The organism is uncultured Paraglaciecola sp., assembly GCF_913020055.1.
Classification (GTDB): Bacteria; Pseudomonadota; Gammaproteobacteria; order Enterobacterales; family Alteromonadaceae; genus Paraglaciecola.
In genome coordinates, this window is the sequence record NZ_CAJWCF010000161.1 from 1 (window position 1) to 5,672 (window position 5,672).

The following is a 5,672-nucleotide window of genomic DNA, read 5'->3' on the forward strand; positions in this document are numbered from 1 at the left end:
CGTCGTAGATGGGTAAGAGAGGAATAGCCTGTACCAAAATCATCTAAAGCAAAATGTACACCTAACTTACAACAAGCTTCCATAATGCCTGAGACATGAACCATATCACCTAAAGCACTGGTTTCTAGTACTTCCAACTCTAATTGATCAGCAGCAACATTTGGATGCACGGCGAGAGATTTAGCCAATTGTTGAGGGAATTTATCCTCTTGTAGCTGACGAGCACTAATATTGACACTAACAGGAAGTTCTAAACCTTGTTTTTTCCAACTAGCAAGCTGTGCCAATGCAGTATCAATCACCCATTCACCTATTTCAATACTGAGATAATGTTCTTCAGTGACGGGTAAAAATTCAATAGGTGGAACCAAACCTCGTTCAGGGTGTTGCCAGCGGATTAATGCTTCTAAACCAATCACCTCACCTGTCTTCATATTGACTTTAGGTTGATAATATAAAACAAACTGGTTTTTCTCTAATGCAATACGAACATTTTCTAAACTCTCCCGAAGAATTTTTACTGCGGTATCTTGTTCTGTGTCAAATAAATGATAACGGTTTTTACCCGATTGCTTAGCAATATACATTGCCTGGTCTGCATGCCGTATTAATTGCTCAGTATCAGCATTATCTTCAGGATAAACAGTAACACCAATACTGGCGGAGACTTGTAATTCAATATCATTAATAACAACAGGTTCAGACGCTGCCAATAAAAGCCGCTCTAATATAGGTTTACAATCGTCTAACTGCTCTAAATCTACCAATACTGCAATAAACTCATCACCACCAAAGCGAGATAAAGTATCTCCTTCTCGTAAAGCAAGCTGCATCCGTTGAGCAATAACAACCAATAACTCATCACCTATATCATGCCCATGATTATCATTCACGGCTTTGAACCCATCCAAATCAAGAAAAACCACGGCAAGTGATAAATCACGTCGCTCACATTGCACAACAGATTGAGAAAGACGGTCAGCCAGCAACACACGATTAGGTAGTTTTGTTAATACATCATAATGCGCAATGTGTTCAAGTTGCTCCTGATGTTCTTTAACAACAGTGATATCAGTAAATAAAGCGACATAATGTTTTATTTCATTCTTTTCATTTTTGACTGCACTGATTGTCAGCATCTCCGCATAAAGTTCACCACTTTTTCGCCGATTCCAGACTTCACCATACCAATGGCCTTTTTCAAGCAATGATTTCCACATCGCTTGATAAAATTCATTCGACTGTTTACGCGACTGTAATATCTTTGGATTTTGACCTATTGCCTCTTCACGGCTATATCCAGTGAGGCGAGTAAAAGTCTCGTTAACTTCAATGATCGTCCCATTAGCATCAGTAATCATAATGCCTTCTCGGGCATGAGAAAATACACTAGCAGCAAGCTGCAAATTAAGTTCGGATTTTTTACGTTTGGTAATATCTTCAGAGGTACCAATCATCAACAAAGGCTTTCCATCAAAGGTTTTACTAACCAACATACCTCGACTTAGCAACCAGATATATTCCCCATTTTCACAACGAACTTGGTGTTCAACCTGATATTCGCTGCTTTCGCCTTTTGCCACCTTTGCCAACCTAGCCATTGTTACTTCTATACATTCAGGATGCAGCCTCCTATCCCAATCATTAAGTTGTCGAAAATCGGGTCCAGTCATTTCATCCTTTATCCCAAGTATATCTATCATTTGTTTTGACACTAGATTAACTTGTGTTTGAAAGTTATATTCCCAAGCTGCACTTCCCGTTCCTTCAAGAGCAAATTGCCAGCGTTTATTACTTGCATCTAATGCTTGATCTATTTTATTTTTTTCAATAGCAATACTGGCTAACCCAGCTGTTTGCTCAATCAGTAAAAGATCTGAATCAGTGGGTACATGAATATCTTGATGATAAATAGCAAAAGCACCTAGAACTTTTTGTTCACTAGAAAAAATAGGTTCTGACCAACACGCGCCTAAACCCGTTTTTTCTGCAAGCTCTTTATAGGGCGCCCAATAGGGATGTGTCTGAATATCCTCAACGATAACGCGCTTCCCTGTATAGGTAGAGGTTCCACAAGAGCCAACACCAATCCCATTTTTTAATCCATTAATAGCCTCATTATAAAAATCAGGGAGGCTCGGTGCAGCGCCTTTTAATAGATGTGTACCTTCATCATCTAGCAATAAAATACTGCAGCGCATAGCTGGGTTTTCACTTTCTACATTTAACACAATCGCACTGAGAATATCTGAGAGTGGCGCATCATCGGCCATTAACTCCAACACATTGCTTCGAGATCGTTCCCTTGATTCGCCTAATTTACGATCATTAATATCGGTATCACTACCTTGGTAAGCAACTAATTCACCCCGTTCGTTACTTAGTGCCTGACCAGAAGAATTGACCCATACAACCAGTCCATCTTTAGTCATCAGTTGATTTTCTATATTATTGCTCGCTTGTTTTTGTTTAACAACATTTAGGGCAAATGCTTTAAATTCTTCTCTCCCTTCTTCAGGGTGCAAATCATAAAAATATTTTTTCCCAACAATTTCTTCTGGTCGATAACCAAGAATCAATTCAATTTCCTCACTACAATAAGTATATAACCCCGTTGGATCAACTTCCCATAAAAAAGTACGGCTTTGACTGGCTACATGGTGAAACCGGGCTTCAATTTCCTGTAATTGTTGTATTGATTTTTCACGTAGAATCTCACTACTTACCCGTGTTGCAGCAAGCTCAAGCAAGTGAAGTAATTCATCACTGTTATGCATTTCCGCAGAATGCAAAGCGACAAAAACCCCTAAACTATCATATTGAGGGTCAACTAAGGGCACTCCAACATATGATTCAATTCCCATTTGGACGAGCAATTCATCATTTGGAAAATGTGTTTGTATCGCCTGAGGGAAAACACAAGCCTTATTGTCTAACACCTTTTCACAAGGTGTGTTTATAAGCTTATATTCGAATGCCCCTATGGGATTACCAAGTGCCCAACCACCCGCTACATTAATTTTTTGACCTTCATTTGCCGAAAGACCAATAAAGATATAGTCAATATGCATTGTTTCAGCGATATACCGACTAATAGCCTCAAAAAATGCTTTACCTTTAAGATGAGCATAATCATGCGTTAATTTAGAAGCAAGTTCTCTAGGCCGCTGTTCATGAGTAATATCTTGTAAGGTACCTATTGCTCTAACCGCTTTTTTATTACTATAAAATATCTCCCCTTGCTCATTGACATGCTTAATGCTCCCATCAGCCATGCATATTCTATAGTCAACACTATAAGGCTCAAGAGTTTCTAGAGAATCAGTATAAGCAATATTTGATTTTTCACGGTCTTTTGGGTGTATGAATGAGCTAAATAATTCATAAGAAGGTTTTACACTTATACGATCAATTTCTAGAATACGGTAAATACCATCAGACCAGCTAAGTTGGTTGCTTACCATATTGTGTTCCCAAGTCCCCATATTAGCGACCTGCTGAGCTTCTTTTAGAATAAACTCACTTTTCTGTAAATCTGCTTCTGCCTGTTTAAGCGCAGTAATATCACGTGCGATACCGAACAACCCGATAATACGCCCTTGACTGTCTTTTATAGGATATTTTCGATTATCAACCCAGCCAGCATTACCCACATCATCTAAAATAGGCTGAACCTCTTGAACTACAGAAATTGAGCCATTAAATACTTGTTTTTCTAGGCTATAGTAGATATCGGCATACTCTCTAGAGAATACATCGTAATCTGTTTTACCAATCAAATCTCTCCAATGTTCAGTTGGATCCGTTATGTTAACCAAGGTTTGACTAGCCCCAGTAAACACATGATTTCTATCTTTAAAGTAAATATAATCATCAGTATTTTCCAACAAGGCAATAAAGTTACTTAATACCGACCTGTTAGCAACGTCGAGGTCCAAACTGTATATAGGTAACAGAGAAAGCTCTATAACGGTTTCTTGTTTCTCACTATTAAATAGTTTGGTATAACTGGCACTTAGGATTTTCACCAGTCCATTTTTTGAAATAATGCGGAAGGTTAAATGAACAGGTTCAGTTTCTGTTGAATGAAAAAAGATAGCATTACTCACATCACTATCATCAGGGTGAAATAGGCTATTAAAAGAGGGACTTTCAGATAAAAAATCTTGAGATGTATAACCTATTGATAGGTCTAAATCATGACTTACCGTTAAACAGCACAATTTATCTTGCGCTAATAAAAATGACATCTTAACGATGTCTACAAATGGGGGCGTGCTCTTATCCATAAAGTATTTAAACTCAGTGACAACCGAATAACCTTTTAATAAATGCCTAATATAAACTTAATTTTAGTTCAATGCATAGACTATAACATAAAAAATTTTAACACCCCCACTTAAGATATTGATATAGTTATATTTTCAATCAATATTAGATTGTAAATTTGCTCTCACGCAGCGCAAAATACTATAGCTATACTCTTCATCAAATAAATCATACAAAGGCTTAAGTGCATTTTTTTGATCTTCTGGCAAATTAATAAGGGCATCTTCTATTTGCTGAATTTCTTTTTCATTTAAATCAATCACATCATTTAACGAAACACTACCATCTTCTATCGCTTGGGATAAATGGGTATAAATTGTGCCTTCTGTTAATTCCCTTTCTTTAGCAACTTTGTCTACCGTATAACCCAACCTAAACAAAGCTACTGATTCTGCAACCGTATCAGGTAAATCCATACTTGAGAATTCATACAACACCTCTAAGAATTTATCACCATACAGTTCCAGCTTTTTCTCACCAATACCTGAGATATAACTCATTTGTTTTAAATCAGTGGGTTTTTCATCAATCATTGCCATTAATGTAGCATCATGAAAAATAACAAAAGGAGGGACATCTTGTTCATCAGCAAGTTCTCTGCGTTTTGCACGCAAAGCATCCCACAACAATGTATCCTTTCCAGCTGCGGCAGCTCTTTTCTCTGATTTACTACGTTTACCTTTTACTGGGGCAATATCTTTACGCAACATCAAAGTTTGTTCACTGCGTAAAATAGGTCGACATTTTTCTGTTAATTTGAATGCACCAAAGCCTTCAAAATCAACTTCGACAAACCCTTTTGCAACAAGCTGCCTAAAGACTGATCTCCACTGTTTTTCATCTAAGTCTTTACCAATACCAAAAGTTGATTGCTTATCATGGCCAAAACTTTTTATTCTGTCATTGTCCTTACCTAATAACACATCCAATAAATAAGTAACTCCAAAGCGTTGCTCGGTACGATAAATACACGATAAAGCTTGTTGGGCCGCAATGGTTCCATCCCAAGTTTCAACGGGCTCTAAACAAGTATCACAATTACCACAATCTTCTTTAAGTTCATCCCCAAAATAAGCTAATAAAGCCTGTCGCCTACAACTAACCAATTCACATAAAGCCAGCATTGAATCTAACTTATGAAACTCTACCCGTTTATGTACTTCATCCGCATTAGAAGTCGCTAACATTTGTCGTAAGGTGATAACATCTTGCAAGCCATAAGCCATCCAAGCATTGGCAGGTTGACCATCTCGCCCTGCTCTTCCCGTTTCTTGATAATAGCCTTCAATACTTTTGGGTAAATCCAAATGCCCTACAAACCTAACATTGGGCTTATCAATCCC

Annotated in this window: 2 protein-coding genes; both read right to left on the minus strand. The window is 37.7% G+C overall.

Features of this window, described 5'->3' with window-relative positions; all coding sequences use genetic code 11:
• A partial coding sequence (locus QZ488_RS20860) for a PAS domain S-box protein (RefSeq protein ID WP_293752380.1) occupies positions 1-4,250 on the minus strand: 4,250 nt, incomplete at its 3' end.
• Between the two features lie 174 nt (positions 4,251-4,424).
• Positions 4,425-5,672 (minus strand): RQC domain-containing protein (locus tag QZ488_RS20865; RefSeq protein WP_293752382.1); only part of this gene is annotated, 1,248 nt, incomplete at its 5' end.